Origin of the sequence: Nioella aestuarii (assembly GCF_050896395.1) — a bacterium.
GTDB lineage: Bacteria > Pseudomonadota > Alphaproteobacteria > Rhodobacterales > Rhodobacteraceae > Nioella > Nioella aestuarii.
The window spans coordinates 40,800-65,130 of the sequence record NZ_JBPBBA010000025.1; the positions used below are offsets into that span (position 1 = coordinate 40,800).

Below are 24,331 nucleotides of genomic sequence, written 5' to 3' on the forward strand. Positions count from 1 at the left end.
ATCTAATTAGACAGTTCTACCAGCCCATTCCAGTGGCGGGCCATTTATCATTGGCTCCACACGACCTATACTTTTCGACAGGTCGGTCTATTTAATATTGAATACACCGATTTTGGTAATTAACAAAATAAATAGTCAAACTCGGGAGAATGAAAAAATGGCAATCGACCTCGAATCGATGTCCAAAGACGAATTGCAATCGCTCAAGAAGAATGTCGACAAAGCGCTCGTTAGCTTTGAAAAACGTCAGCGCGAAGCTGCGCTTGCCGCCGCCCAGAAAGCCGCGCAGGAACATGGCTTCTCCTTGGATGAGATCCTTGGAAAGAAAGCCGCCGGGAAAACCTCTGTTCCTAAATATCGCAACCCGAACGACGCCTCCCAAACCTGGAGCGGTCGTGGACGCCAGCCAGCCTGGTACAAGGAAGCAGTCAATTCCGGCACCAATCCGGCGGATCTGGAAATCTGATCCATTGGATTAATAGCGATTAATCAACACCCCGGGCCTTTCATAGAATTGGCCCGGGGTGTTTCGTTTCCGGGATCGCGGGAAGGATCTTTCATCTTTCCTATTCCAAAAGTCTCGGGCAGGATGCCGGTCAACCAAGAACAAATAACCAGGAAGCTCGATGACTGTTCATATCAGCGCCGCCCCCGGAGATATCGCCGAAACCGTCCTGATGCCGGGCGACCCCCTGCGCGCCAAATGGGCGGCGGAGACGTTTCTGGATGACCCCGTTTGCGTTAACGAGACCCGCGGGATGCTGGGATTCACGGGCCATTGGAATGGCAACCGTGTCACCATTCAGGGGTCGGGCATGGGCATGCCGAGCCTGTCCATCTACGCAAATGAGTTGATCCGCGACTATGGGGCCAAGACGCTTATTCGGATCGGATCTGCAGGAGGTATGCAGCCTCAGGTGAAACTGCGCGACGTGGTGCTCGCAATGACGACCTCATCGCTGTCCACCCCCTCTCGCGGTATCTTCAAGGAATTGAACTTTGCGCCTTGCGCCGATTACGGGCTGCTTCAGGCGGCTTTTGCGGCAGCACAGAAGTTGGATTGCGGTGTTCACGTCGGTGGGATCTACTCTTCGGACGTTTTCTATGACGAACGCCCCGATCTGAACGATCAGATGACCCGCCATGGCATTCTGGCGGTCGAGATGGAGGCGGCAGAGCTCTATACCCTTGCCGCCCGCTATGGCTGCCGCGCTTTGGCTGTTCTGACGATCTCTGACCACCTGCAAACGCACGAGGCATTGCCAGCGTCTGACCGGCAGTCAAGCTTTGCGGATATGGTTCAGATTGCCCTGGAAGCTGCCTTTGCCTGACGCACCAAGACTTTTGCGGTAAAAGTCTTGGTGGCCGCGACCTCAAAATCCTTGTGGCAAGAATTTTGAGGCTACGGAATTCAGATCACGACAACGTCCAGCGGCGGGAAGCCGTTGAAGCCGATCGACGCATAGGTCGAGGTGTACGCGCCGCAATTGCGGATCACGATCTTGTCGCCCGCCTGAAGTGACAACGGCAGGAAAACCGGGCGCTTCTCATAGAGCACATCGGCACTGTCGCAGGACGGACCCGCCAGAATGCAGGGGCCCATGGCATCGTCGCCGTCACGGTCGGTCAGGAACTGATACCGAATGGCTTCGTCCATGGTCTCTGCCAGACCCGAGAATTTGCCAATGTCCAGAAACACCCAACGGTGCAGGTCGGTCCGAGCCTTGCGCGATACAAGCAGCACCTCTGCGGCAATGGCGCCGGCTTCGGCCACCAGGCCACGGCCCGGCTCTGCCATGATATGCGCCACGTCACCGAAGCGATCCGCGATCAGGCTGCGCACTTGCGCGCCATAGACCTCGGGGCCATCCACTTCTTCACCGTAGAAGGCCGGGAAGCCGCCACCGATATTGAGCAGGCGCGGGGTGAACCCGGCCGTTTGCAACGCGCGCCAGCTCTCTGCGACCTCATCGAGGATACCCGCCCACATCGATGCACGACGGGTCTGAGACCCAACATGAAAGGACAGGCCAACAGGGTCGAGCCCGAGCGCCTCTGCGTGGCGGAACAGGTGGACCAGGTTGGAGCGGGCGCAGCCGAACTTGCGGGTCAGCGGCCAGTCCGCTTCAGAGAACTCCACGATCAGGCGAATATAGACCTGCACGCCGGGGGCGTGGGCTGCGATCTTTTCCAGCTCTTCCTCGGCATCGGCTGCAAACAGGCGGATGCCCTGTGCATAGGCATAGGCGATATCGGCCGGTTTCTTCACGGTATTGCCGAAAGAGATGTTGTCGGGCGATGCACCCTGATCAAGGCACAGTTCAACCTCGGCGCGGCTTGCTGCATCAAAGCCAGAACCAAGCGACACGAGGCGAGCGATAATCGCAGGCTCAGGGTTGGCCTTCACGGCGTAGTGGATATGCGCATCACCCAGACCACGGGTCAGGGCGCCGTAGCGGTCTGCGACCGCCTCGGTATCGACCACAAGGGTCGGCCGATCAAAACGGGTGTTCGCGATGTAGGCTTCTGCGCGAGAGCGGGAAGCGACGACAAGGGGTTCCGAGAAATCGGTCAACATAGCGGTCATGGTCATCTCCAACAGACCTGGCCCATCAAAGGGCGGCAAAGTTCAAGTTCGGAGACGTTACCGTCGCTACGTAACTGCGGCGGTCGAAACCACCCATGACAGAGGCGCGTGCGTTGGCGTCTTGTGAGGGCGCATTTGGGACCTTTGCCGACTCATTGCAAGAAATTTATTGGCCACGCCCCAAGTTTTTTCTCGTCCGCTACACGGCATTTTTGATCAAGTTTTCAATGGGCGGGTGATGTCAGACCCCATGGCTTCGATCATAACCGTTTACAGGTGGTGACACCCAATCCGCAGTGGCATCCGTATCGAAGATTTCCACCAGCAGCGGATAGCAGGCTGCGGCATCAGAAGAATGCTCAGAACTACAATCGCCACCCGGACAAGCCGATAACCCGCCGAGCAAATCAATCTCCGCCACGAAGTCGAGATGATCGCCGGGGCGCACGGGGCTTGCCTTCATGAAATACTGCCCGGTGTCGCGGGTGAAGCCAGTACACATGAAAACATTTAAGACATCGTGAACGAGCGGCTCTGCCTCGACCAGCGACATGCCGGTTGCAGCCGCCAAAGCCCGCGTCAGGTTGGAATGGCAACAATGGTGATAGTGCCCACCTGCGAGCAGGTTATGCGTATAGGGATCGCATCTTGTGCCGATCACGTCGTGGACGGACCCGCCAAACGCATCCATTCCGTACCAGTTCAGGCTATCCTCCAGGATCGTTGCCATCGGCCGCAACCCCGGAAAGGACGACCAAAGCCGATCTCCGGTGGTCACATGCGTTCCGTGCAAAGCTCTTGTTTTTCCTGAATAAAACCGCTCCGATAGATCGTGAGCATTCCACAGGTTCAGGTCCCCCACCTGTGGACCCTCCACCGAAGAAATCCGAAACGCCTGCCCGGCCTTCACCTGGAAACAGGCGCCGTCACGCGGGGGCGCGATGACCTCATCCACCTTCTTCCAGCCCTGCTTCGCGCGGGCCACCACAGCGGGGTCTAACCGCGGCAGCGCGTCGTTGGGATAGCAGATCACAGGGGCAATGGCCCTGCGGGCGTCGGCATCGGCGGGTGCGCTCATGAGTATCTCCTGATCGTCCAAAGCAGGGGGGTGCCCCCCATACATCCTGCGTACACCCCTCCTGCACCCCCTGTACAGACAGAGCGATGGTTTCCAAAAGAGCCCCTCACCCCTTCTTCTTTGCAGAAATACCCAGTGGGGGGCGCCGTCAGGCGGCGGGGGCAGCGCCCCCAAACGATCTTCCAAGATCGTTCCACCTCGCGCCCCACAGGGGCGCGCCGGTCGACGTGCCGAAGGCACGGCGAAATCCCTGTCACCTCACAACGCTTCGCCCACCACTTTTCCCGAAAAAATACAGCCGCCCAAAGACGTCCCCTCCAGCGCGTTGTAGCCGTGATAACCACCACCACCGAACCCCGCCACCTCGCCAGCCGCCCAAAGCCCCGGCAACACCGCGCCATCGCCGCGCAGCACCCGCCCCTTCAGATCAGTGTGAATCCCGCCAAGAGATTTCCGCGTTAGCACGTTCAACCGCACACCGATCAGCGGTCCCGCCTTTGGGTCAAGGATACGGTGCGGTTTCGCCGTGCGGATCAGCCTATCGCCCAGATAGGCCCGCGCGCCCCGGATCGCCGTCACCTGCGCATCTTTCGAGACCTTGTTCCCAATCTGCCGATCCCAGTCCTCAATCTGCCCGCGAATATGATCAAACGACAATTCCGGGCCGGGATTGATGCGGTTCATCCCCGCCACCAATTCCTCCAATCCTTCGGCCACGACAAAATCTGCGCCCTTGTCCTTGAACGCCTCAACCGCCTGCGTCGCGCCTTTGCCGAGTCGTTCCTTCAACACCATTCGCCAGCGCCCCGATGTCAGGTCCGGGTTCTGTTCCGACCCGGACAGGGCGAATTCCTTTTCGATGATCTTCTGGGTCAGAATGAACCAGCTATGGGAATGCCCCGTGGACAGGATGCGTTTCAGCGTGCCGAGCGTGTCGAAGCCGGGGAAGAACGGCGCCTGCATCCGGTCGCCATTGGCATCGAACCAGAGCGAGGAGGGACCGGGCAGGATGCGGATGCCGTGGTTGGGCCAGATCGGATCCCAGTTCCGCACCCCCTCGCAATAGTGCCACATGCGGTCCTTATTGATAACGGCGGCACCGCTGCGTTCGGCCACCAGTTGCATCTGCCCGTCCACGTAATCCGGAACGCCCGACACCATCTGCTCGGGCGGCAGTCCCAACCGGTCGCGGGGCCAGTAGTCGCGCACCAATTCGTGGTTGCCGCCGATGCCGCCACTGGTCAGCACCACGGCCCCGGCGCGCAGGGTGAATTCGCCTTCAACGTTGCGGTTCGTGGATGCGCCACGCGGGGCATCGTCATCGGCCAGTGTGACCCCGTGCACCCCCTGCACCTCGTCGCCTTCGATGATCAGGCCGGTGACCCGGTGACGGAAAAGGCATGTGACATTGGCATGGCTGCGCAGACGATCCGCATAGGGTGTGACCACACCCGTCCCGGTGCCCCATGTAATGTGAAACCGCGGGATGGAATTGCCATGCCCGCCCGCCAGCGCACCACCGCGTTCGGCCCATCCCACCACGGGAAACCAGCGCATCCCGAGCCCGTGCAGGTAGGGGCGCATCGGACCGGACGCGAAATCCAGATAGGCCTCGGCCCATTGGCGTGGGATTTCATCCACAGCCCGGTCGAACCCCGCCGATCCCATCCAGTCAGCGCGGGCCAGATCGCGACTGTCCTTCAGGCCAAGACGCCGCTGCTCGGGGGTGTCCACCATGAACAGCCCGCCAAGGCTCCACCACGCTTGCCCACCAAGGGATTGCGGTCCCTCCTGGTCGAGGAGGACCACCTTGCGCCCGCGCTCTGCCGCGTGAAATGCCGCCACCATACCGGCCAGCCCGCCGCCCACGACGATCACATCTGCGTCCATTCACCGTCCTCCCAGAGGCCACGCTACCCCGGAAGTGCGGTTTCGCAAATCACCCCGTTGCGTCAGGGCCGGTGCAAGACCTCCAACCCCAGAACCGTTGGCAGGTGGCGAGCGATCTCGGACCAGCTTTCGCCATCGTCGAAACTGGCAAATACGGACCCGGTATTGGTGCCGAAATAGACACCTGTGGGATTGGCCCGGTCGGTGGACATCGACTGGCGCAGAACGGTGAAGAAACAGGCGGTCTGCGGCAGGCCCTTTCGCATTGCGTGCCAGCTTTCACCCGCATCGGTGGACCGCCAGACCGCCGCGGCAGCACCGGGCGGGTAGCGGCCCGCCATGTCGCCGTTCAGCGGAACGGTCCAGATCATTGCAGGGTTATTGGGGTTCACGGCAATGGGAAACCCGAATGTCGAGGGCAGCCCTTCGGTGATGTCATCCCAGGACCGACCCTCGTCGCGGCTGCGAAACACGCCGTGGTGGTTTTGCTGGTAGAGCGTCCCGTCGCTGGCGCGTTGCATATTGTGGACGCAGTGGCCGGTCTGGCCGTCGCGCGGCGCGGCGGGGTGATCGTGATGGGCGCAGCCTTCGGCATTGGACAGGCGATTGCGCCGGTCCCAGCTTTGACCACCATCCTCGCTGGCAAAGACCCCAGCGGCGGAGATCGCGAGCCAGAGCTTCGACGGATCACCGGGATGCGAAACGATGGTGTGAAGTGTCAGCCCGGCCGCCCCCGGACCCCAGCTTTCCCGGCTTTCGTGACCGGCGAGCCCTTCGTTCCGGGTCCAGGTCTTCCCGCCATCGCGGCTTTCCAGCAGCGTGCCGGGTTTGACGCCAGCATAAAGAACCCCATGGGCCTGATGCAGCGACCAGACCGAATGTAGATCCTTGCCAAAGGGCGGGGGCGTGTCGGTCCAGCCGATCATAGCTGCGAAATCAGCGTCGTTAGTGGCCCATTCATCCATTTGCCCGGAGGAAAGCTTGGACAGGTCCCATGTCTCGCCGCCATCCGTTGACCGCCAAACACCCGCGCCATGCCAGTCACCGCCACCCCCGGCCCAGATCGTACCTGTATCGGGATCGCCAAACATGTGGTTGATCGGCCAGCCGCCGCAATGAGGGCCGGACACGTCCCAAGATGCGCGATCTGCGCCGCCGGAAATCAGGAAAGCACCCTTGGTGGTGCCGACAAGGACAGTGATGGATTGAGGCATGGGGAAACTCGCAAGTTTGAGTTGCCCGGACAGAGTATCAGCTATCGCGCGAGTCGCCCACGCACCTCATGATCACGCAGCGACGGGCAGATCCTCATAGTCCTGCGCAGTGGCCCTGGGGACCGGAACCGGTGTGAAGTAGGAAAGCGACTCTTCCAAGAGGCGCAGGGCCTCATCAGGGTCGATAGGATGGGCGGTCTGTAATTTGGACATATCGGGCCTCTTCGGCTTTGGATGTCCTCCCTGACTGGCAGAGTACGCTTCCATGCTGCGCAGCACATCTGCCAAATCAGCATAGGGAGATTGCGATTATGGAATGGAACGCAGCTAGAGCGGCTTCGGGTTGCGCATACAGTATTGGGGCGGATGGGTTTCATCCGTGAATTCCACCCCTCCACAGTATGCGCAGCGCCAGCGGGATCTGCCCCAAGGGGCGGGGCGGGCGTCGGGTTCCCAGATGCAGTCTCGCGCCGCACCATCCGATACGGGCGGCGGACCTACGGCGGCGCGTCTGCGCCTGTCCCGCGCCATACCGATCAGCAACGCCCCGATCCTGAGCCACAGGAAGATGGCCAGCACCGTCAGCCCCACCACCAGAAGCGGATACTCCTGAGGCAGATAGTCAAGCAGCCAAGGCGGCAGAATGGCATCGAGATCGGTCATGATCCGGTCAGGATATCCCGGCGCGCCGCAGGGGCAAGGGGCGGCGCGGCATCTGCACCGGGAATCTGGGCAGATGCCGCGCCGCCCCTGAACATCAGCCTGAGCCGACCATGGATCTGCGATCGGGGTAGATCACCTCTGACACGCCCTGTTCTTCGAGGTCGAGGCAGAACGTGTCGAGACCGACATTGGTCTTGTGCTCCAGCTCTGCCGGATAAAGGTAGACCAGCCCGAGGATAGTCACCTTGTCCCCGTTCGGCAGATCAAAGCGCACCGCATCTTCCGGCAGGATCGTCGGATAGCTTATCATGGCGGCATTCATCCCCGTCTCGTCGGAATAGGGTGCCCCGTCCGGGGAGGACAGCGTATGACCATCCGCAAGGAACGCCCCGGCGCTGTGCGGATAGCGGGCATAGTGCTTGAGATATCTGATCGGCCACCACGTCGCGGCATCTTCATTCCGGCGTTGCTGCATGATCTCGACGACCCTGTCACCCCATTCGGAATGCAGACCGATCATCAGCTCAGCCCGGCCCCAGATCTTGGGGTCGCCGTTCTGCGGGACGGCCATGCGCTCGTTGCTCATGCCAAGAGTTACGAAGACCCAGTGGTCACGCGCGTCCTTGGGGGCGAAGCAGAGGATATCGACCGGCACGACATCCGATATCAGCTCGTGAAACAGGAAGGGCTGCGTGCCAAATGCCTGAGTCAGCCGGTCACGGATCGCCTGGTGGCTTGTCTGGGCAAGGGGCTCAGTCCCGCGCGATGCGGAAGCAGGGCTGGAGCCATTCGTCGGCGTTGGCTTTCCCGAGCCACCAAATATCTTCTTTAGAAACTTCATCTGTGTTGAACCTTTCTCGGTGCAGAGGGTGCGAGGGGAGTTTCTCGTGCCGTCCACGAGCGAAATTGCTCTCACGAGGTCTGAAATGATGCGGCCCGTTGGGGCTGCGGTTTGAAATGGCAATGGTCGGGAGGAAGCGGGAAATTCCGCTGATCCGGGGATGATCGGGCCGGCGGGCAGCGTCGTCAGAAACAGGAAAAGCCGCGAGGTTACGCCCCGCGCCAATTCTGCAATCACCGACTTCGTTACTCGTCATCATGAAAGATGCTCATGGACCCAATCGGCTGCATGGTCTTGCATTCGGGGGGCTGAGTAAATCCCCCCTGTCACGCTGCTTCCAAAAAACAAACGGGCCGGTGACGGGGATGTCATCGGCCCGGTTTCGGGATGTAAGTGCGATCAAAGCTGCCGTTCGACCATCATTTTCTTGATCGACGCGATGGCCTTGGCCGGGTTCAGGCCCTTGGGGCAGGTCTTGGTACAGTTCATGATGGTGTGGCAACGGTAGAGCTTGAAGGGATCTTCCAGCTCATCCAGACGTTCGCCCGTGGCCTCATCGCGGCTGTCGATGATCCAGCGATAGGCATGGAGCAGCGCAGCGGGGCCGAGGTAGCGGTCGCCATTCCACCAGTAGCTGGGGCAGGAGGTCGAGCAGCTTGCGCACATCACGCATTCATAAAGACCGTCGAGCTTTTTGCGGTCCTCAATCGACTGGCGCCATTCCTTTTCGGGGCGCTGCGTCTTGGTTTCCAGCCACGGCATGATGCTGGCGTGCTGCGCGTAGAAATGGGTCAGGTCCGGGATCAGGTCTTTCACCACCGGCATATGCGGCAGCGGGTAGATCTTCACGTCACCCTTGATCTCGTCCATGCCGTAGATGCAGGCCAGCGTGTTGATCCCGTCGATATTCATCGCGCAGGATCCGCAGATGCCTTCACGGCAGGACCGGCGGAATGTCAGGGTCGGGTCGATCTCGTTCTTGATCTTGATCAGCGCGTCCAGAACCATCGGTCCGCAGGTATCCATGTCGACGAAATAGGTGTCGACCTGGGGGTTCTTCCCGTCATCGGGGTTCCAGCGATAGATCTGGAACTTGCGCACATTGGTCGCGCCTTCCGGCTTTGGCCAGGTTTTGCCAGTGATGATCTTGGAGTTACGGGGAAGCGTGAATTGAACCATGTCCTCGTCTCCTTAGAAGGTCCGCGCCTTGGGCGCGATTTTCTTGAGTGCGATGCCGCCCTCGGCCTCGGTGGTCAGCGGATCGGTGATGACCGGACGGTAGTCCAGATCGACGCTGCTGCCCTCGACGCGGCTGACCGTATGGACACGCCATTTTTTGTCGTCGCGTTCAGGGAAGTCCTCGTGCGCATGGGCACCGCGGCTTTCCTGGCGCGCCTCTGCCCCGACGATAGTCGCGAGCGCATTGGGCATCAGGTTGGTCAGTTCCAGCGTTTCCATCAGGTCGCTGTTCCAGACCATGCTGCGGTCGGTGACTTTAAGATCACCCATCTTGCCAGCGATGGCGGTCATCTTCTCGACGCCTTCGGCCAGCGTCTTGGAGGTGCGGAAAACGGCGGCATCGGCCTGCATGGTCTTTTGCATTTCCAGCCGCAGCTCGGCGGTTGGAGTGTCGCCATTGGCGTAGCGAAGCCCGTCGAAACGGCCAATTGCCTTGTCGACAGAGGCCTGGTTCAGCGCCTGCATCGGGGCCTCGGGATCGACGACCTGACCGGCGCGGATTGCGGCGGCACGGCCAAAGACCACAAGGTCAATGAGCGAGTTAGAGCCAAGGCGGTTGGCCCCGTGAACCGAGGCACAGCCCGCTTCACCCACGGCCATGAGGCCGGGCACGATCGCGGTCGGGTCCTTCTTGGTGGGGTTCAGCACCTCGCCCCAGTAGTTCGTCGGGATGCCGCCCATGTTGTAATGCACCGTCGGGATGACCGGGATCGGCTCCTTGGTGACATCGACACCGGCAAAGATCTTGGCGCTTTCAGAGATGCCGGGCAGGCGTTCGGCCAGCGCCTCGGCGGGCAGGTGGCTGAGGTTCAGGTGAATATGGTCGCCCTCGGCGCCCACGCCACGGCCTTCGCGGATTTCCATGGTCATTGACCGGGACACGTAATCGCGCGGGGCCAGATCCTTGTACTGCGGAGCGTAGCGTTCCATGAACCGCTCGCCTTCCGAATTGGTCAGGTAGCCACCTTCACCGCGCGCGCCTTCCGTGATCAGGCAGCCGGAGCCGTAGATGCCGGTCGGGTGGAATTGTACGAATTCCATGTCCTGAAGCGGCAGGCCCGCGCGGGCCACCATGCCACCGCCGTCACCGGTACAGGTATGGGCGGAGGTAGCGGAGAAATAGGCGCGGCCATAACCGCCCGTTGCCAGCACCACCATCTTGGCGTGGAAGACATGCATGGTGCCATCGTCGAGCTTCCAGGCCACCACGCCCTGACACTGGCCGTCTTCGGACATGATCAGGTCGGTGGCGAAATACTCGATATAGAACTCCGCATTGTGCTTGAGGCTCTGGCCGTAAAGCGTGTGCAGGATGGCGTGGCCGGTGCGGTCAGCGGCAGCACAGGTGCGCTGCACGGCGGGGCCTTCACCAAACTCGGTCGTGTGGCCGCCGAACGGACGCTGGTAGATCTTGCCCTCTTCCGTGCGGCTGAAGGGAACGCCGTAATGTTCCAGCTCGTACACCGCCTTGGGCGCTTCGCGAGCGAGGTATTCCATCGCGTCGGTGTCACCAAGCCAGTCAGAGCCTTTCACAGTGTCGTACATGTGCCACTGCCAGTGGTCGGGGCCCATGTTGGACAGAGAGGCGGCGATGCCACCCTGTGCCGCAACCGTGTGCGAGCGGGTCGGGAACACCTTTGAAACGCAGGCGGTCTTCAACCCCTGTTCGGCCATACCGAGGGTTGCACGCAGGCCAGAGCCCCCGGCACCGACGACAACGACGTCATAGGAGTGATGGTTGATTTCGTAGGACGCGGTCATGTGTCTTGATCTCCTGTCCCTGGATCAAAGCGCGATCTGGGCGAGCGAAACGAGGCCAAAGGCCATCAGCCCGTAGCTGATGCAGGCCGTGACGATGATGGCGACTTTGCGGGCAAGGCCCTGCACGTAGTCTTCGATCACCATCTGGATGCCCAGGCGGAAGTGGTAGAAGCCGACGATCAGCATCAAAGCGGTCGATACGGCGGGAAAGGGACGCGACAGGGCGGCCTGCACGTCGGCATAAGGTTCGCCCAGAAGCGGGCCGAAACTGAACAGGAACATCGGGGTGATGATCAGCAGCGCCACAGCGGTGATGGTCGTCTTCCAGAAATGATCGGTGCCCGACTTCGCTGAGCCCAGGCCAATCACACGTTTGCGGTCAGTCATAAGTGCCATTGTTCAGCCCCCTCAGAACGCGATGATGGTCAGGAAGGTCAGCGCGAAGCTGCCGATTATGATGCCCCAGCCCATCTTGTCGCTGTCATCAGGGTCGAGCCCATAGCCCATGTCCCAGACCAGATGGCGGACGCCGGCCAGCGCATGGTACCAAAGGGCCAGCACGCAGAGCGTCATGACGATGTCGCCCAGAACCGAGGTCATCAGACCGTCAACCAGTGCGAAATAGCTTTCGCTGGTCGCGGCGGCCATCAGCCACCAGACGACCAGAACCGCCCCGCCGAGAAGCGTGACACCGGTAATCCTGTTGAGGATCGAAGTCGCGGAGTTGAGCTGCTTGCGATAGATCTGCAAGTGAGGGGACAGCGGACGGTTGCCGCGATTGACGTCAGCCATGGCGAACACCCTTTCAGGTTGTGCTAGGTGATTGTTTGTTCCCTTTATCCATAACGCCTTTTTTCAAGGAGTCACCTATCCGCGCACAGATTTGCCCCGGTTTTTTGCAAGATTTTTGTGTCTAATCGCCGCAGAGCCGCAATTTGTGATCACGTCCTCAAATTGTGTGATCACAAAAAGGAAAGCCCGAAGCCAGCCATCAGGACAGCCAACAGAACAAGAGAGACTCGCCAAGGGGTCTGGACGCCGGTCTTCTCCTCAAGCTGTCGTGTGTACACGGTAATTGGCATGCCAATGATCAGACCAACAAGCACCGGACGCAGCCGGATGATGAAGTTGGAGTCTGGCTCGATCATATCCGCGAACAGGTAGATCGAAACCCCCGAGGCCAGCAATGCCGCCCCAAGTGCCCGGCCATGAGACAGCAGGATCGTTTCCAGCATCTCTGTCATTTCACCGCCGGCCTTTTCCACCATATCCTTGTGGTATTGCGTCGGCAGACTGCCGAACAAATAACGCGCGGCCATGAAAATGGTGCCAAGAGAAGCGAGGTAATAAAGCGCGGTTGCCAGCGAATGCATGAAAATTCCTTTCGAACCTGTCCCTTTAGATAGGTTAACCGAAATTAAGCGTCAGAAATAGGGCATGTTCACGCCACGAACGTAGCAAACCCCGTGCATTTCCGGGGCTTACAGCATAATTCGAGCGTTCGGATGGAACTATCCGTCAGACGGGAACAAGAACCCAATAATCCAGATCAAGCAGGACATTGGGCAGGTATTTGCCGTCTTCGCCCATCAGCTGACCCGCCTCTCCCGCTTTGGTGGCCACCAGCCGCAGGCGCAGCGCGCCTACGCCCGGGGCGGCGGTCTCGGACTTGTCCAGTACCTCGGTCCACGCCTTCACGGTGTCGCCGGCGAAGCAGGGGTTGGCGTGGGCACCTGCGTTGATGCCCGCAATAAGCTGCGCATTGGCCAGCCCGTTGAAGCTGAGCGCACGGGCCATCGAGATCACGTGCCCGCCATAGATCAGCCGCTGACCGTCAGGCCGGAAGGTGGCGTCGAAATGCACCTTAGCGGTGTTCTGCCAAAGGCGCGTTGCGATCATGTGTTCGGCTTCCTCGATGGTGACGCCGTCTACGTGGTCGATGATCTCGCCCACCTCGTAGTCTCCCCACCGATGCGGCTCGCCAGCAAGTGTGAAATCGTATCCGGTGAAATCCAGCCCCTCGGGGATGATCAGGCTTTCGGCAGGCACCACCTTGGCCAGATCGGGGATCACGGTTTCCGGCGCGGGCGCGTCCAGATCGCGTTTGCGCACCATCACCCAGCGCACATAATCCAGCACGACCTCACCCCGCTGGTTCAGCCCCTCGGTGCGGACATAAACCACGCCAGACTTGCCGTTCGAGTTTTGCTTGAGACCGATCACCTCGGACACTGAACGCAGCGTATCGCCAAAATAGACCGGCACTCGGAAGCGGCCCTCGGCATAGCCCAGGTTCGCCACCGCATTCAGCGATACATCCGGCACGGTCTTGCCAAACACCACATGGAACGCGGCCAGATCATCCAGAGGAGACCCCGGCAAACCGCACGCTCGCGCGAATTCATCTGAGGAATGCAGCGCGTGGCGGGCAGGGTAAAGCGCGTGGTAAAGCGCCCGCTCCCCCCCCGACACGGTGCGCGGCACCGCGTGCTCGATCCGCTGGCCGAGCGTGTAATCCTCGAAGAAGTTGCCGGGGTTGGTCTTGGCCATGTGCGGTGTCTCTTTCGTCTTTTGGGCTTAGCCGAAGGGCCAGTAACCCAGCCAGTAGTGGATGTACCCGATCACGCCCATCAGGATGACCGAGGCCACAAGGAACATGCCGTCCTTGGCGTAGGTTCCGAATTCAGTGGGCTGCCAGCGCGGCTCAGACCGGTTGATTGCGATGACCTCGACCACCGCCCATAGAAGCAGGCCGCCAAACAGAATGATCGACGCCAGATCACCATTCACCAGCAGGTGAGCAATGGCCCAGAGGCCGAAGCCCGTCAGCATCGGATGGCGCATGTTGTTCAGGAGTTTCCCTTTACGCGGGGCCGGGCTCATCATGAAGATCGCCACCAGCACCAACAGGTTGTTCACATGCGTGGCCCAGACCGGCGGATACCAGACCTGCCCCACATCCGCTCCGCGAAAGCCGATCACCATCAGCACGATACTGACCAGCAGCACCAGCGCGATCAGGCCCCTGCCCTTGTCGCCCATATTGGCACGGGCATCGGGGGCCACGCGTTTGAACAGATGGGCACCGGCCCAAAGGGCGATCCCTAGGATCATGAGGATGAGGTACATGGCGCGTCTCCCGCTGGCTGACTGGTTTTGCGTCAGCCCACCTGCATCGCAGCAATCGCCTCCGCTTTGGCCAAGGTGGCCGTGGCGGTGGCGACATGCAAGTTCTCAACGATCTTGCCATCGACGACAGCCACGCCCTGCCCGCTGGCTTCGGCCTCTTCAAAAGCGGCGATCTGACGCCGGGCGAGGTCAATCTCGGCCTCTGACGGGGCGAAAGCGGCATTTGCGATCTCGACCTGCGCAGGGTGAATCAGGGTTTTGCCATCAAAGCCCATGTCGCGGCCCTGGTCGCATTCGGCCTTGAGCCCCTCGTCATCCTTGAAGGCGTTGTAAACGCCATCCACGATAACGATCCCCTCGGCCTTTGCAGCAAGTAGGCAGAGCCCCAGCCCCGCCATCATCGGCAACCGATCGGCCCGGAAGCGGGTGTTGAGCTCCTTCGCGAGATCATTCGTGCCCATGACGAAACCCTGCATCTGCGGATGGGCGGCGATCTGGGGCGCATTGATCATGCCGCGCGGCGTTTCCATCATCGCCCAGATCGGCTTGTCCCCGACGAGCGCCGCCAGCGCATCTACCTGCGCCGCACTTTCCACCTTAGGCAGCAGGACGGCATCGCAATCCATGGCGGCAGCCGCCTTGGCATCGGCTTCCCCCCACTGGGTATCCAGCCCGTTGATCCGCACGATCCGCATGCGGTTGCCATAGCCCCCGGCAGCAAGCGCGGCGGCGAGTGTGTCGCGCGCGTTCACTTTCTCTTCAACCGCAACGGCATCTTCCAGATCGAAGATAATGGCGTCCACCGGCAAGGTCTTGGCCTTCTCCAGCGCCCGCTCTTTCGAGCCGGGGATATAGAGAACAGAGCGGAAGGGGCGTGCGGTCTGGGTCATGAAAACCGTCCTTTCGGGCAAGATCGGCGGCACCAAACACAAAGAATGCTGCGAATGCAAGTTGCTTTATGCCGCAGCGTAGCGAAATTTTCTTTCGCGGCGCTTGTGCCCCGGTTAACCGAATCTTCGGATTTCTGCGGCAGGCTTTGATGATCTTTGAATGGGAGCTTCGGGCGGAACCGTCGCTTTCCCTGCATCTCTGCCCCTTTCCCGCAACGAAAGGCAGACATGATGACCCGTCTTGCATCCCTCATTATCACGCCCCTTGCGCTGCTTGTGCTTCCCGCCGTGGCCGACGCCCAAACTGCCCGCACCATTTGCGCCGAGCGCGATCAGATCGTCGGTACTTTGACCGGATATTTCGGGGAAACCGCCCGCAGTTGGGGCATGGGCCCTGCTGGCCGGATCGTGGAAATCTTCGCGTCAGATGAGACCGGCACGTGGACGATCACCGTGACAGCACCGGATGGCACCACCTGCCTCGTCGCATCGGGCAATTCCTGGGAAGATCTGACGCAGATTCCGGCTGGCGAGGCGACCTGAACAGCATTGCGATCAACCAGACCAGAGGAAAAACGGACCGATAGCCCTTGGCGCGGCATACATTTGCATACATTTAGTTCCTGAGACCCAGATCGAATTTCGTTTGGATTCCAGAGTTTTATCAGGATCGAACGCCGCAGCGCGGCAACATGGGTCTTTCCGCCGCGCTGCAAGGCCCTTGCGCGACTCCTCGGCTAACGATAGGCCACGTTGCAACTTTAACTGAGCTCGGAGACGAATTCTCATGGCCAGACCCAAGATTGCCCTTATCGGCGCAGGCCAGATCGGCGGCACCCTTGCCCATCTCGCAGCAATCAAGGAACTCGGTGACGTCGTTCTGTTCGACATCGCCGATGGCGTGCCGCAAGGCAAAGCACTCGACATCGCGGAATCCGGCCCCTCGGAGGGGTTCGATGCCGCAATGTCCGGCACCACTGATTATGCCGACATCGCCGGCGCCGACGTCATCATCGTGACCGCCGGTGTTCCCCGCAAGCCGGGCATGAGCCGGGATGACCTTCTGGGGATCAACCTCAAGGTCATGAAGTCGGTTGGCGAAGGCATCCGCGACAACGCCCCCGACGCTTTTGTGATCTGCATCACCAACCCGCTCGATGCGATGGTCTGGGCGCTGCAGCAATTTTCGGGCCTGCCCGCGAACAAGGTTGTTGGCATGGCTGGCGTGCTCGACTCGGCCCGCTTCCGCCACTTCCTGTCGGTGGAATTCAACGTGTCCATGCGTGACGTCACCGCCTTCGTTCTGGGCGGCCATGGCGACACCATGGTGCCGTCGGTCCGCTACTCCACCGTTGGCGGCATCCCGCTGCCCGACCTGGTTGAGATGGGCTGGACCACTCAGGAAAAGCTGGACGCTATCGTGCAGCGTACCCGTGACGGCGGCGCAGAGATCGTTGGCCTGCTGAAAACCGGATCTGCCTATTACGCGCCCGCAACCTCGGCCATTGAAATGGCAGAGGCCTACCTGAAAGACCAAAAACGCCTGCTGCCCTGCGCGGCTTATTGCGACGGCGAATTTGGCCTGAATGGCATGTATGTGGGCGTCCCCACCATCATCGGCGCCGGCGGTATCGAGAAGATCGTGGACATCAAGCTGTCGAAAGACGAACAGGCGATGTTCACCAAATCGGTCGATGCTGTCAAAGGCCTGGTCGAGGCGTGCAAGGCGATCGACGAAAGCCTCGCCTGATCAGGGCTGATACGCTAAGCAAAAGGCAGCCTTCGGGCTGCCTTTTTCGTTTCGGGACCACTGGGAAGGCCGCGATCCATGTTCAAACCCGCCACCGGCATGCACTACCATCGGTTCCTGCGGAACCTGCACGACACCACGCTGCTGGACTGGTACATGGAAATCGGCTGTCGCGACGGGTCTTCCTTTGCGCCGGTGCGGTCGAAAACCATCGCGGTTGACCCGTTCTTCCGGGTGGAACGCAACGCCATCGGGGCCAAACCCGCTCTGCATATCTTCCAACAGACCAGCGACGATTTCTTTGCCAGCGGATTTCTCGACGCGCTCGGTATCCGGCTGAGCCTCAGCTTTCTCGACGGGATGCACCTGTTCGAATATCTGCTGCGCGACGTGATCCAGACCGAGCGGCGGTCGCGCCCCGATGGGGTCATCATGATGCATGATTGCTGCCCCTTCGATCACCCGATGACCACGCGTGATCTGAACAATATTCCCGAGGCGGCATGGACCGGGGATGTGTGGAAACTGCTGCCGATCCTTAAGCAGTATCGCCCCGACTTGAAGATTGACGTGCTCGACTGCAAGCCAACGGGCCTCGTGATGTTGTCCAACCTTGACCCGGGCAATACCGCGCTTTCGGATGCCTATGACAAGATCCTCGCGGACTGGGTCACGGTCACACTGGAAGATTACGGGACTGCGCGTTTCTTTGAAAGTTTCGACTATGTCAGTGCCCGCGGCCAGACCCACCTGGGGCACCCGCTGCTGTCTAGGGTCAAGCTGGATGACAGTGCTGCGTTCAACCCTGTAATGTTGTCTTCCTGAACCCAACCGGCCCGGGCCCATCCGCCGTCACCGGTGATTCGTCGCTTCCAGCCCCTTGAGAACAAGGGACTTCCCGTTTGTGATCACACAATTTCCAACTGTGATCACAAAATTGGCTTTTTTCGGCGAATGCTCGCTTAATCCGCATATTGGCGTTTCTTTGCACGCATGACTTGTGCTTAGACGGTGGGGACCAAGTAGCAACATGGGACAGTTTCATGAACATTCATGAATACCAGGCGAAGGCTTTGCTTCGCAACTACGGCGCCCCGGTCAGCGATGGCCGCGTGGTCCTGAGAGCTGAAGACGCCAAAACCGCAGCCGGTGAACTTGACGGCCCGCTTTGGGTGGTCAAGGCACAGATCCACGCAGGCGGACGCGGCAAGGGATCGTTCAAGGAAGCCGATGCGGGCGAAAAAGGTGGCGTGCGTCTGGCCAAATCGGTGGAAGAAGCTGCCGAGGAAGCCAAGAAGATGCTGGGCCGCACGCTTGTGACCCACCAGACCGGCCCCGCCGGCAAGCAGGTCAACCGGATCTACATCGAAGACGGGTCGGGCATCGAGACCGAGATGTATCTGGCCCTTCTGGTCGACCGTCAGACCAGCCGCATTTCTTTCGTCTGCTCGACCGAGGGCGGCATGGACATCGAAGAGGTCGCCGCAGCGACCCCCGAGAAGATCCTGTCCTTCTCTGTCGATCCCGCAACCGGATACCAGCCGTTCCACGGCCGCCGTGTTGCCTTCTCGCTCGGGCTGAAGGGCCCGCAGGTCAAGCAGTGCGTGGCGCTGATGGGTCTGCTCTACAAAGCCTTCACCGAGAAGGACATGGAGATGCTGGAGATCAACCCTCTGATCGTGACCGACAAGGGTGATCTGAAAGTGCTGGATGCCAAGGTGGGGTTCGACGGCAACGCCGTTTATCGCCATCGCGACATCGCTGAACTGCGCGACGAGACTGAGGAAGATCCCAAGGAACTCGCCGCCTCCAAATACGACCTGAACTACATCGCACTCGACGGTGAGATTGGCTGCATGGTCAACGGCGCGGGCCTGGCCATGGCGACGATGGACATCATCAAGCTCTACGGATCCGAGCCTGCCAACTTCCTCGACGTGGGCGGCGGCGCGACCAAGGAGAAGGTGACAGAGGCCTTCAAGATCATCACCAGCGACCCGAACGTAAAGGGCATCCTGGTGAACATCTTCGGTGGCATCATGCGCTGTGACATCATCGCCGAGGGCGTTGTGTCCGCCGTAAAAGAGGTGGGCCTGAAGGTTCCGCTGGTCGTCCGTCTGGAAGGCACGAATGTCGAAAAGGGCAAAGAGATCATCAACACCTCTGGGCTCAACGTGATCGCTGCCGACGACCTGAAGGACGGCGCGCAGAAGATCGTGGCAGCGGTAAAGGGGTAAGACCTTGCCAAAGCAGGTGTATTCAGAAGTCATCAACCTCGCGGCGTCCTCGGACCGCCGCGACATGATGACATCTGAATTCGCCAAGGCGGGTTTGACCCCGATATTTGAGCCTGCCGTGCACTTCCGTGAGGTGCCGGCCGAGTTTCTCGCTCAGTACTGCCTGCCAAGCGGGCCATGGGGGCGCACACGCCCCGGTCACATGGCCACAACGATCAGCCATATGAAGGCGTGGGAAAGATTTCTCGCGACGGAGCACAGCTTTTGCGCCGTATTCGAGGATGACGTCTTTGTCGCTGAAGATCTCGGGGCCTGGTTCGACGACATGTCGTGGTGGCCTGAGGATGCTGATATCGTCAAGCTTGAGGCATGGCGCAGAAATGGCTCCAGCGCCTTGATAGAAGTCACCGGAAATCCCTGGCGCGGGCGTCGGGTTAGCCGGTTGCTGACACGTCACATGGGTGCGGCGGGCTATGTCCTGACGCGTGCGGCGGCGGAAAAGCTGCTGAATGCACGTCCCTATGACATGGTGATCGATCACGTCCTGTTCAATTTCAATGCCTCGAAGGTCTCTGGCAAATTGGCCTGCTATCAGGTTGTCCCGGCTCTCGTGACACAGGGGAATGAGGTGAGCGCAAGCTCGCGGATGGACATGGCGGACCCAATTGGGCGGATCGAGCACGTTCTGCGCGAGGCGCGCAGGGGGCTTCTGGAACTGGCCTATCCCGTCAAAACTTACTGGAAACTACTCTCTGGCGCCGCGCGATTTGAAAAGATTTCGTATCGCGGCGCTCTCGATCAAGACGAACAATAGCAAGGAAGATCAGAAAATGGCCGTCCTCGTCGACGAAAACACCAAGGTGATCTGTCAGGGCTTTACCGGCTCGCAAGGTACCTTCCACTCTGAACAGGCCATCGCCTATGGCACCAAAATGGTCGGCGGCGTAACACCCGGCAAAGGTGGCATGACCCATCTGGATCTGCCCGTGTTTGACAGTGTGCATGAAGCCAAGCATGTGACCGAAGCCAACGCCTCGGTGATCTACGTGCCGCCGCCCTTCGCCGCCGATTCCATCCTCGAAGCGATCGACGCCGAGATGGAGCTGATCATCTGCATCACCGAAGGCATCCCGGTTCTGGACATGATGCGCGTCAAGCGCGCGCTGGAAGGCTCGTCCTCCAAGCTGATCGGCCCCAACTGCCCCGGCATCATAACCCCTGACGCCTGCAAGATCGGCATCATGCCCGGCCATATCCACAAGCGTGGCTCGGTCGGTGTCGTGTCCCGCTCGGGCACCCTGACCTACGAGGCCGTGAAGCAGACCACCGATGTGGGTCTGGGCCAGTCTACCTGTGTGGGCATCGGCGGTGACCCGATCAAGGGCACTGAGCATATCGACGTGCTGGAATGGTTCCTGGCCGATGACGAGACCGAGTCGATCATCATGATCGGTGAAATCGGTGGCTCGGCAGAAGAAGAAGCCGCTGAATTCCTCGCCTCCGAGAAGAAGAAAGGCCGCTGGAAGCCGACCGCAGGTTTCATCGCAGGCCGTACCGCGCCTCCGGGCCGCCGCATGGGCCATGCCGGTGCGATTGTTGCCGGTGGCAAAGGTGGTGCCGAAGACAAGATCGAAGCCATGCAGTCCGCCGGTATCGTCGTGGCCGAAAGCCCCGCCGGTCTGGGTGAGGCTGTGCTGAAGGCGATTGGATAAAATACCTGCAAAGGGGCGAGGAGGTATCCTCGCCCCTTTGCAACTGGAATTACGGTGAGAAGATGATCGGATGCGCCTTATCCCTTGCCGCAAGCCCTCAACCGGCCATCCGAACGGTCCCAACCCGATAGAGGTGAAAACATGACCGACCAAAGCCCTAACGACCTCTTCCAGGCCTCCAGCTTCATGCAGGGCCATAACGCGGAATATCTGGAACAGCTCTATGCCCAGTACGCCAACGATCCCAATGCGGTCGATGCGGCGTGGCAGGAGTTCTTCCGCGCCCTTGGCGATGCGGAACCCGATGTGAAGGCCGAGGCCGCAGGCCCCTCCTGGGCGCGCGCCGATTGGCCGCCTGCACCCAATGACGACCTGACCGGGGCGCTGACCGGCGAATGGCCGGTGCAGGCAGAGGCCAAAGGGGCGGAGAAGAAGATCCGCGAGAAGGCGGCGGAAAAGGGCGTTGAAGTGACCGATGAGGTCATCAAACGGGCGGTTCTGGATTCGATCCGCGCACTGATGATCATCCGGGCCTACCGGATCCGGGGGCATCTCGTGGCCGATCTCGACCCGCTCGGGATGCGCGACCAGACCCCGCACCCGGAGCTGGACCCGAAGTCCTACGGCTTTACCGAGGCCGATATGGACCGCCCGATCTTTATCGACCAGGTTCTGGGCCTGCAGGTCGCCTCGATGCGGCAGATCCTCGACATTGTGAAGCGGACCTATTGCGGCACCTTCGCGCTGCAATACATGCATATCTCGAACCCCGAGGAAGCCGGCTGGCTGAAAGAGCGGATTGAGGGGTTCGGCAAAGAGATCGCCTTTACCCGCGAGGGCCGTAAAGCGATCCTGAACAAGCTGGTCGAGGCCGAGGGCTTCGAGAAATTCCTGCATGTCAAATATATGGGCACCAAGCGCTTCGGCCTTGATGGCGGCGAAAGCCTGATCCCGGCGATGGAGCAGATCATCAAGCGCGGCGGCCAGCTGGGGCTGAAAGAGATCGTCATCGGAATGCCGCACCGCGGCCGCCTGTCGGTTCTGGCCAATGTGATGAGCAAGCCCTACCGCGCCATTTTCAACGAGTTTCAGGGCGGCAGCTTCAAGCCCGAAGACGTCGATGGCTCGGGCGATGTGAAATACCACCTCGGCGCGTCTAGCGACCGGGAATTCGACGGCAATTCCGTCCACCTTTCGCTGACCGCCAACCCCTCTCACCTCGAAGCGGTGAACCCGGTTGTTCTGGGCAAGGTCCGCGCCAAGCAGGATCAGTTGAACGATGAAGAACGCCGCGCGGTTCTGCCGGTTCTTCTTCATGGCGACGCGGCTTTTGCCGGTCAGGGCGTGGTGGCCGAGGGCTTTGGTCTTTCCGGCCTGAAGGGTCACAAGACCGGCGGCACCATGCATATCGTGGTGAACAACCAGATCGGCTTTACCACCGCACCGCATTTCAGCCGTTCCAGCCCCTATCCCACGGATATCGCGCTGATGGTTGAGGCCCCGATCTTCCATGTGAACGGCGACGACCCCGAGGCCGTGGTGCACGCGGCACGGGTTGCCACCGAGTTCCGCCAGAAATTCGGCAAGGACGTGGTTCTGGATATCTTCTGCTACCGCCGGTTCGGTCACAACGAGGGCGACGAGCCCATGTTCACCAACCCGATCATGTACAAGAAGATCAAGGGCCATAAGACCACGCTCCAGCTCTATACCGAGCGGCTGGTCAAGGACGGGTTGATCCCCGAGGGCGAAATCGAGGACATGAAGGCCGCTTTCCAGGCGCATCTGAACGAGGAGTTCGAGGCCGGCAAGGAATTCAAGCCCAACAAGGCCGACTGGCTGGACGGGCGCTGGTCGCATCTGGACAAAAAGGGCGAAGACTACCAGCGCGGAGAAACCGCCATCGCCCCCGAAACCTTCGCTGAAATCGGCCGGTCGCTGACCACCGCGCCGGAAGGGTTCAACCTGCACAAGACCGTGGGCCGCCTTCTGGAGTCGAAAAAGCAGATGTTCGAAACGGGCACGGGCTTTGACTGGGCGACCGCCGAGGCACTGGCCTTTGGGTCGCTTCTGACCGAGGGTTACCCCGTGCGCCTGGCCGGACAGGACGCCACCCGCGGCACCTTCTCTCAGCGTCATTCAGGCTTGATCGACCAGGTCACCGAAGAACGCTATTATCCGTTGAACCATGTCCGTGAAGGGCAGGCGCAATACGAGGTCATCGACTCGATGCTTTCGGAATACGCCGTGCTCGGGTTCGAATACGGCTATTCGCTGGCCGAGCCGAACGCGCTGGTCCTGTGGGAAGCCCAGTTCGGCGATTTCGCCAACGGCGCGCAGATCATGTTCGACCAGTTCATCAGCTCGGGCGAACGTAAATGGCTGCGCATGTCGGGCCTTGTGATGTTGCTGCCCCATGGCTTCGAAGGTCAGGGGCCGGAACATTCCTCTGCCCGTCTGGAACGCTTCCTGCAAATGTGCGCCGAGGATAACTGGATCGTCGCCAACTGCACGACACCCGCCAACTATTTCCACATCCTGCGTCGCCAGATCCATCGCGACTATCGCAAGCCGCTGGTTCTGATGACGCCGAAATCGCTGCTGCGTCACAAGCTGGCGATCTCGAAGGCCGAGGAAATGACCACCGGATCCAGCTTCCACCGGGTTCTGTGGGACGACGCCCAATACGGAAATTCCGATACGCAGCTGGTGGCGGATGACAAGATCAAGCGCGTGGTCATGTGTTCTGGCAAGGTCTATTTCGATCTCTTGGAAGAACGCGATGCCCGTGGGCTGGACGATGTCTACCTGATGCGCCTTGAACAGTTCTATCCCTTCCCGGCGCTCAGCCTGATGAAGGAATTGGAACGCTTCAAGCAGGCCGAGATGGTCTGGTGTCAGGAAGAGCCGAAGAACCAGGGCGCCTGGGGCTTCGTTGAACCCAATATCGAATGGGTTCTCAGCCGCATCGGCGCCAAGCATACACGGCCCGTCTACGCAGGACGCAGCGCCACAGCCTCGCCCGCCACGGGCCTGGCCAGCCAGCACAAAGCACAGCAAGCCGCGCTCGTGAACGACGCGCTTACCATCGAGGGGAAATAAGATGTCCGTAGAAGTCCGTGTGCCCACTCTGGGCGAGAGTGTGACCGAGGCAACGGTCGCCACCTGGTTCAAGAAACCCGGCGATGCCGTCGCAGTGGATGAGATGCTGTGCGAGCTGGAAACCGATAAAGTCACGGTCGAGGTGCCCTCGCCCGCCGCGGGCACCTTGGGTGAAATCGTGGCCGCCGAGGGGGAAACCGTCGGCGTCAACGCCCTGCTGGCGACGCTCTCTGCCGGT

The 24,331-nt window shown here is 60.4% G+C and carries 25 protein-coding genes; 10 read left to right on the forward strand and 15 right to left on the reverse strand.

What is annotated here, in order from left to right; translation table 11 throughout:
- The first annotated feature begins 157 nt into the window (after positions 1-157).
- Both ACROHD_RS14075 and deoD read left to right on the forward strand, forming a co-directional pair.
- Positions 158-466, forward strand: a complete 309-nt coding sequence (locus ACROHD_RS14075; RefSeq protein ID WP_432678765.1) for an H-NS histone family protein — start codon at positions 158-160, stop codon at positions 464-466.
- 160 nt (positions 467-626) lie between these two features.
- Positions 627-1,331, forward strand: a complete 705-nt coding sequence (deoD, locus tag ACROHD_RS14080; protein ID WP_432678766.1) for a purine-nucleoside phosphorylase — start codon at positions 627-629, stop codon at positions 1,329-1,331.
- Between the two features lie 80 nt (positions 1,332-1,411).
- Here the strand turns inward: deoD and ACROHD_RS14085 are convergent, their stop codons facing one another.
- The 15 genes from ACROHD_RS14085 to ACROHD_RS14155 form a co-directional block, all read right to left on the reverse strand.
- Complete coding sequence (locus ACROHD_RS14085) at positions 1,412-2,587, reverse strand: type III PLP-dependent enzyme (RefSeq protein ID WP_432678767.1); 1,176 nt, start codon at positions 2,585-2,587, stop codon at positions 1,412-1,414.
- Positions 2,588-2,828: 241 nt separating this feature from the next.
- On the reverse strand, positions 2,829-3,665 hold the full coding sequence (locus ACROHD_RS14090; RefSeq protein WP_432678768.1) for an urea carboxylase-associated family protein: 837 nt from the start codon (positions 3,663-3,665) through the stop codon (positions 2,829-2,831).
- A 258-nt stretch (positions 3,666-3,923) separates the two neighbouring features.
- Positions 3,924-5,555 carry an FAD-binding dehydrogenase gene (locus ACROHD_RS14095; protein ID WP_432678769.1) on the reverse strand — a complete coding sequence of 544 codons (1,632 nt, stop codon included), beginning with the start codon at positions 5,553-5,555 and terminating at the stop codon, positions 3,924-3,926.
- A 62-nt stretch (positions 5,556-5,617) separates the two neighbouring features.
- Positions 5,618-6,769 (reverse strand): WD40/YVTN/BNR-like repeat-containing protein, encoded by a 1,152-nt coding sequence (locus ACROHD_RS14100; RefSeq protein ID WP_432678770.1) that lies wholly within the window; start codon positions 6,767-6,769, stop codon positions 5,618-5,620.
- A 72-nt stretch (positions 6,770-6,841) separates the two neighbouring features.
- Complete coding sequence (locus ACROHD_RS14105) at positions 6,842-6,982, reverse strand: hypothetical protein (protein ID WP_432678771.1); 141 nt, start codon at positions 6,980-6,982, stop codon at positions 6,842-6,844.
- A 114-nt stretch (positions 6,983-7,096) separates the two neighbouring features.
- Complete coding sequence (locus ACROHD_RS14110; protein ID WP_432678772.1) at positions 7,097-7,432, reverse strand: hypothetical protein; 336 nt, start codon at positions 7,430-7,432, stop codon at positions 7,097-7,099.
- A 94-nt stretch (positions 7,433-7,526) separates the two neighbouring features.
- The gene (locus ACROHD_RS14115) at positions 7,527-8,273 is read right to left on the reverse strand and encodes a suppressor of fused domain protein (RefSeq protein WP_432678773.1); all 747 of its coding nucleotides are present in this window, start codon (positions 8,271-8,273) and stop codon (positions 7,527-7,529) included.
- 399 nt (positions 8,274-8,672) lie between these two features.
- Positions 8,673-9,452: a succinate dehydrogenase iron-sulfur subunit gene (locus ACROHD_RS14120; protein WP_432678774.1), complete on the reverse strand. Its 780-nt coding sequence runs from the start codon at positions 9,450-9,452 to the stop codon at positions 8,673-8,675.
- A gap of 12 nt (positions 9,453-9,464) precedes the next feature.
- Positions 9,465-11,273, reverse strand: coding sequence for a succinate dehydrogenase flavoprotein subunit (gene sdhA / locus ACROHD_RS14125; RefSeq protein ID WP_432678775.1), 1,809 nt, complete (start codon positions 11,271-11,273; stop codon positions 9,465-9,467).
- A gap of 24 nt (positions 11,274-11,297) precedes the next feature.
- Positions 11,298-11,669, reverse strand: coding sequence for a succinate dehydrogenase, hydrophobic membrane anchor protein (gene sdhD, locus ACROHD_RS14130; RefSeq protein ID WP_432678776.1), 372 nt, complete (start codon positions 11,667-11,669; stop codon positions 11,298-11,300).
- Between the two features lie 12 nt (positions 11,670-11,681).
- On the reverse strand, positions 11,682-12,065 hold the full coding sequence (gene sdhC / locus ACROHD_RS14135; protein WP_432678777.1) for a succinate dehydrogenase, cytochrome b556 subunit: 384 nt from the start codon (positions 12,063-12,065) through the stop codon (positions 11,682-11,684).
- Positions 12,066-12,235: 170 nt separating this feature from the next.
- Positions 12,236-12,646 (reverse strand): hypothetical protein, encoded by a 411-nt coding sequence (locus ACROHD_RS14140; protein WP_432678778.1) that lies wholly within the window; start codon positions 12,644-12,646, stop codon positions 12,236-12,238.
- 145 nt (positions 12,647-12,791) lie between these two features.
- Entirely contained in the window at positions 12,792-13,823 is a 1,032-nt protein-coding gene (locus ACROHD_RS14145) for a MaoC family dehydratase (protein ID WP_432678779.1), read from the reverse strand.
- A 27-nt stretch (positions 13,824-13,850) separates the two neighbouring features.
- A complete protein-coding gene (locus tag ACROHD_RS14150) occupies positions 13,851-14,402 on the reverse strand; it encodes an NnrU family protein (RefSeq protein WP_432678781.1) in 552 nt (183 codons plus the stop codon).
- Between the two features lie 32 nt (positions 14,403-14,434).
- Positions 14,435-15,292 (reverse strand): HpcH/HpaI aldolase/citrate lyase family protein, encoded by an 858-nt coding sequence (locus ACROHD_RS14155; protein WP_432678782.1) that lies wholly within the window; start codon positions 15,290-15,292, stop codon positions 14,435-14,437.
- 231 nt (positions 15,293-15,523) lie between these two features.
- On the opposite strand from ACROHD_RS14155, the gene ACROHD_RS14160 reads away from it, so the two are divergent.
- The 8 genes from ACROHD_RS14160 to ACROHD_RS14195 all read left to right on the forward strand — a co-directional run.
- Positions 15,524-15,835 carry a hypothetical protein gene (locus tag ACROHD_RS14160; RefSeq protein ID WP_432678783.1) on the forward strand — a complete coding sequence of 104 codons (312 nt, stop codon included), beginning with the start codon at positions 15,524-15,526 and terminating at the stop codon, positions 15,833-15,835.
- A gap of 244 nt (positions 15,836-16,079) precedes the next feature.
- The gene (gene mdh, locus ACROHD_RS14165) at positions 16,080-17,042 is read left to right on the forward strand and encodes a malate dehydrogenase (protein WP_432678784.1); all 963 of its coding nucleotides are present in this window, start codon (positions 16,080-16,082) and stop codon (positions 17,040-17,042) included.
- Positions 17,043-17,120: 78 nt separating this feature from the next.
- Positions 17,121-17,867 (forward strand): class I SAM-dependent methyltransferase, encoded by a 747-nt coding sequence (locus ACROHD_RS14170; protein WP_432678786.1) that lies wholly within the window; start codon positions 17,121-17,123, stop codon positions 17,865-17,867.
- A 218-nt stretch (positions 17,868-18,085) separates the two neighbouring features.
- Positions 18,086-19,279 (forward strand): ADP-forming succinate--CoA ligase subunit beta, encoded by a 1,194-nt coding sequence (gene sucC, locus ACROHD_RS14175; protein ID WP_432678787.1) that lies wholly within the window; start codon positions 18,086-18,088, stop codon positions 19,277-19,279.
- 16 nt (positions 19,280-19,295) lie between these two features.
- Positions 19,296-20,093: a glycosyltransferase family 25 protein gene (locus ACROHD_RS14180; protein ID WP_432678788.1), complete on the forward strand. Its 798-nt coding sequence runs from the start codon at positions 19,296-19,298 to the stop codon at positions 20,091-20,093.
- A 16-nt stretch (positions 20,094-20,109) separates the two neighbouring features.
- Positions 20,110-20,991, forward strand: a complete 882-nt coding sequence (gene sucD / locus ACROHD_RS14185; protein WP_432678789.1) for a succinate--CoA ligase subunit alpha — start codon at positions 20,110-20,112, stop codon at positions 20,989-20,991.
- Between the two features lie 141 nt (positions 20,992-21,132).
- The gene (locus ACROHD_RS14190) at positions 21,133-24,093 is read left to right on the forward strand and encodes a 2-oxoglutarate dehydrogenase E1 component (RefSeq protein WP_432678790.1); all 2,961 of its coding nucleotides are present in this window, start codon (positions 21,133-21,135) and stop codon (positions 24,091-24,093) included.
- Between the two features lies 1 nt (position 24,094).
- The coding region (locus tag ACROHD_RS14195; RefSeq protein ID WP_432678792.1) for a biotin/lipoyl-containing protein at positions 24,095-24,331 on the forward strand (237 nt) is incomplete at its 3' end.

What these genes read in the sequence shown, in the direction of transcription:
- ACROHD_RS14075 (WP_432678765.1), top strand. Translation starts at nt 158, where the DNA reads ATGGCAATCGACCTCGAATCGATGTCCAAAGACGAATTGCAATCGCTC.
- deoD (WP_432678766.1), top strand. Translation starts at nt 627, where the DNA reads ATGACTGTTCATATCAGCGCCGCCCCCGGAGATATCGCCGAAACCGTC.
- ACROHD_RS14085 (WP_432678767.1), bottom strand. Translation starts at nt 2,587, where the DNA reads ATGACCGCTATGTTGACCGATTTCTCGGAACCCCTTGTCGTCGCTTCC.
- ACROHD_RS14090 (WP_432678768.1), bottom strand. Translation starts at nt 3,665, where the DNA reads ATGAGCGCACCCGCCGATGCCGACGCCCGCAGGGCCATTGCCCCTGTG.
- ACROHD_RS14095 (WP_432678769.1), bottom strand. Translation starts at nt 5,555, where the DNA reads ATGGACGCAGATGTGATCGTCGTGGGCGGCGGGCTGGCCGGTATGGTG.
- ACROHD_RS14100 (WP_432678770.1), bottom strand. Translation starts at nt 6,769, where the DNA reads ATGCCTCAATCCATCACTGTCCTTGTCGGCACCACCAAGGGTGCTTTC.
- ACROHD_RS14105 (WP_432678771.1), bottom strand. Translation starts at nt 6,982, where the DNA reads ATGTCCAAATTACAGACCGCCCATCCTATCGACCCTGATGAGGCCCTG.
- ACROHD_RS14110 (WP_432678772.1), bottom strand. Translation starts at nt 7,432, where the DNA reads ATGACCGATCTCGATGCCATTCTGCCGCCTTGGCTGCTTGACTATCTG.
- ACROHD_RS14115 (WP_432678773.1), bottom strand. Translation starts at nt 8,273, where the DNA reads ATGAAGTTTCTAAAGAAGATATTTGGTGGCTCGGGAAAGCCAACGCCG.
- ACROHD_RS14120 (WP_432678774.1), bottom strand. Translation starts at nt 9,452, where the DNA reads ATGGTTCAATTCACGCTTCCCCGTAACTCCAAGATCATCACTGGCAAA.
- sdhA (WP_432678775.1), bottom strand. Translation starts at nt 11,273, where the DNA reads ATGACCGCGTCCTACGAAATCAACCATCACTCCTATGACGTCGTTGTC.
- sdhD (WP_432678776.1), bottom strand. Translation starts at nt 11,669, where the DNA reads ATGGCACTTATGACTGACCGCAAACGTGTGATTGGCCTGGGCTCAGCG.
- sdhC (WP_432678777.1), bottom strand. Translation starts at nt 12,065, where the DNA reads ATGGCTGACGTCAATCGCGGCAACCGTCCGCTGTCCCCTCACTTGCAG.
- ACROHD_RS14140 (WP_432678778.1), bottom strand. Translation starts at nt 12,646, where the DNA reads ATGCATTCGCTGGCAACCGCGCTTTATTACCTCGCTTCTCTTGGCACC.
- ACROHD_RS14145 (WP_432678779.1), bottom strand. Translation starts at nt 13,823, where the DNA reads ATGGCCAAGACCAACCCCGGCAACTTCTTCGAGGATTACACGCTCGGC.
- ACROHD_RS14150 (WP_432678781.1), bottom strand. Translation starts at nt 14,402, where the DNA reads ATGTACCTCATCCTCATGATCCTAGGGATCGCCCTTTGGGCCGGTGCC.
- ACROHD_RS14155 (WP_432678782.1), bottom strand. Translation starts at nt 15,292, where the DNA reads ATGACCCAGACCGCACGCCCCTTCCGCTCTGTTCTCTATATCCCCGGC.
- ACROHD_RS14160 (WP_432678783.1), top strand. Translation starts at nt 15,524, where the DNA reads ATGACCCGTCTTGCATCCCTCATTATCACGCCCCTTGCGCTGCTTGTG.
- mdh (WP_432678784.1), top strand. Translation starts at nt 16,080, where the DNA reads ATGGCCAGACCCAAGATTGCCCTTATCGGCGCAGGCCAGATCGGCGGC.
- ACROHD_RS14170 (WP_432678786.1), top strand. Translation starts at nt 17,121, where the DNA reads ATGTTCAAACCCGCCACCGGCATGCACTACCATCGGTTCCTGCGGAAC.
- sucC (WP_432678787.1), top strand. Translation starts at nt 18,086, where the DNA reads ATGAACATTCATGAATACCAGGCGAAGGCTTTGCTTCGCAACTACGGC.
- sucD (WP_432678789.1), top strand. Translation starts at nt 20,110, where the DNA reads ATGGCCGTCCTCGTCGACGAAAACACCAAGGTGATCTGTCAGGGCTTT.
- ACROHD_RS14190 (WP_432678790.1), top strand. Translation starts at nt 21,133, where the DNA reads ATGACCGACCAAAGCCCTAACGACCTCTTCCAGGCCTCCAGCTTCATG.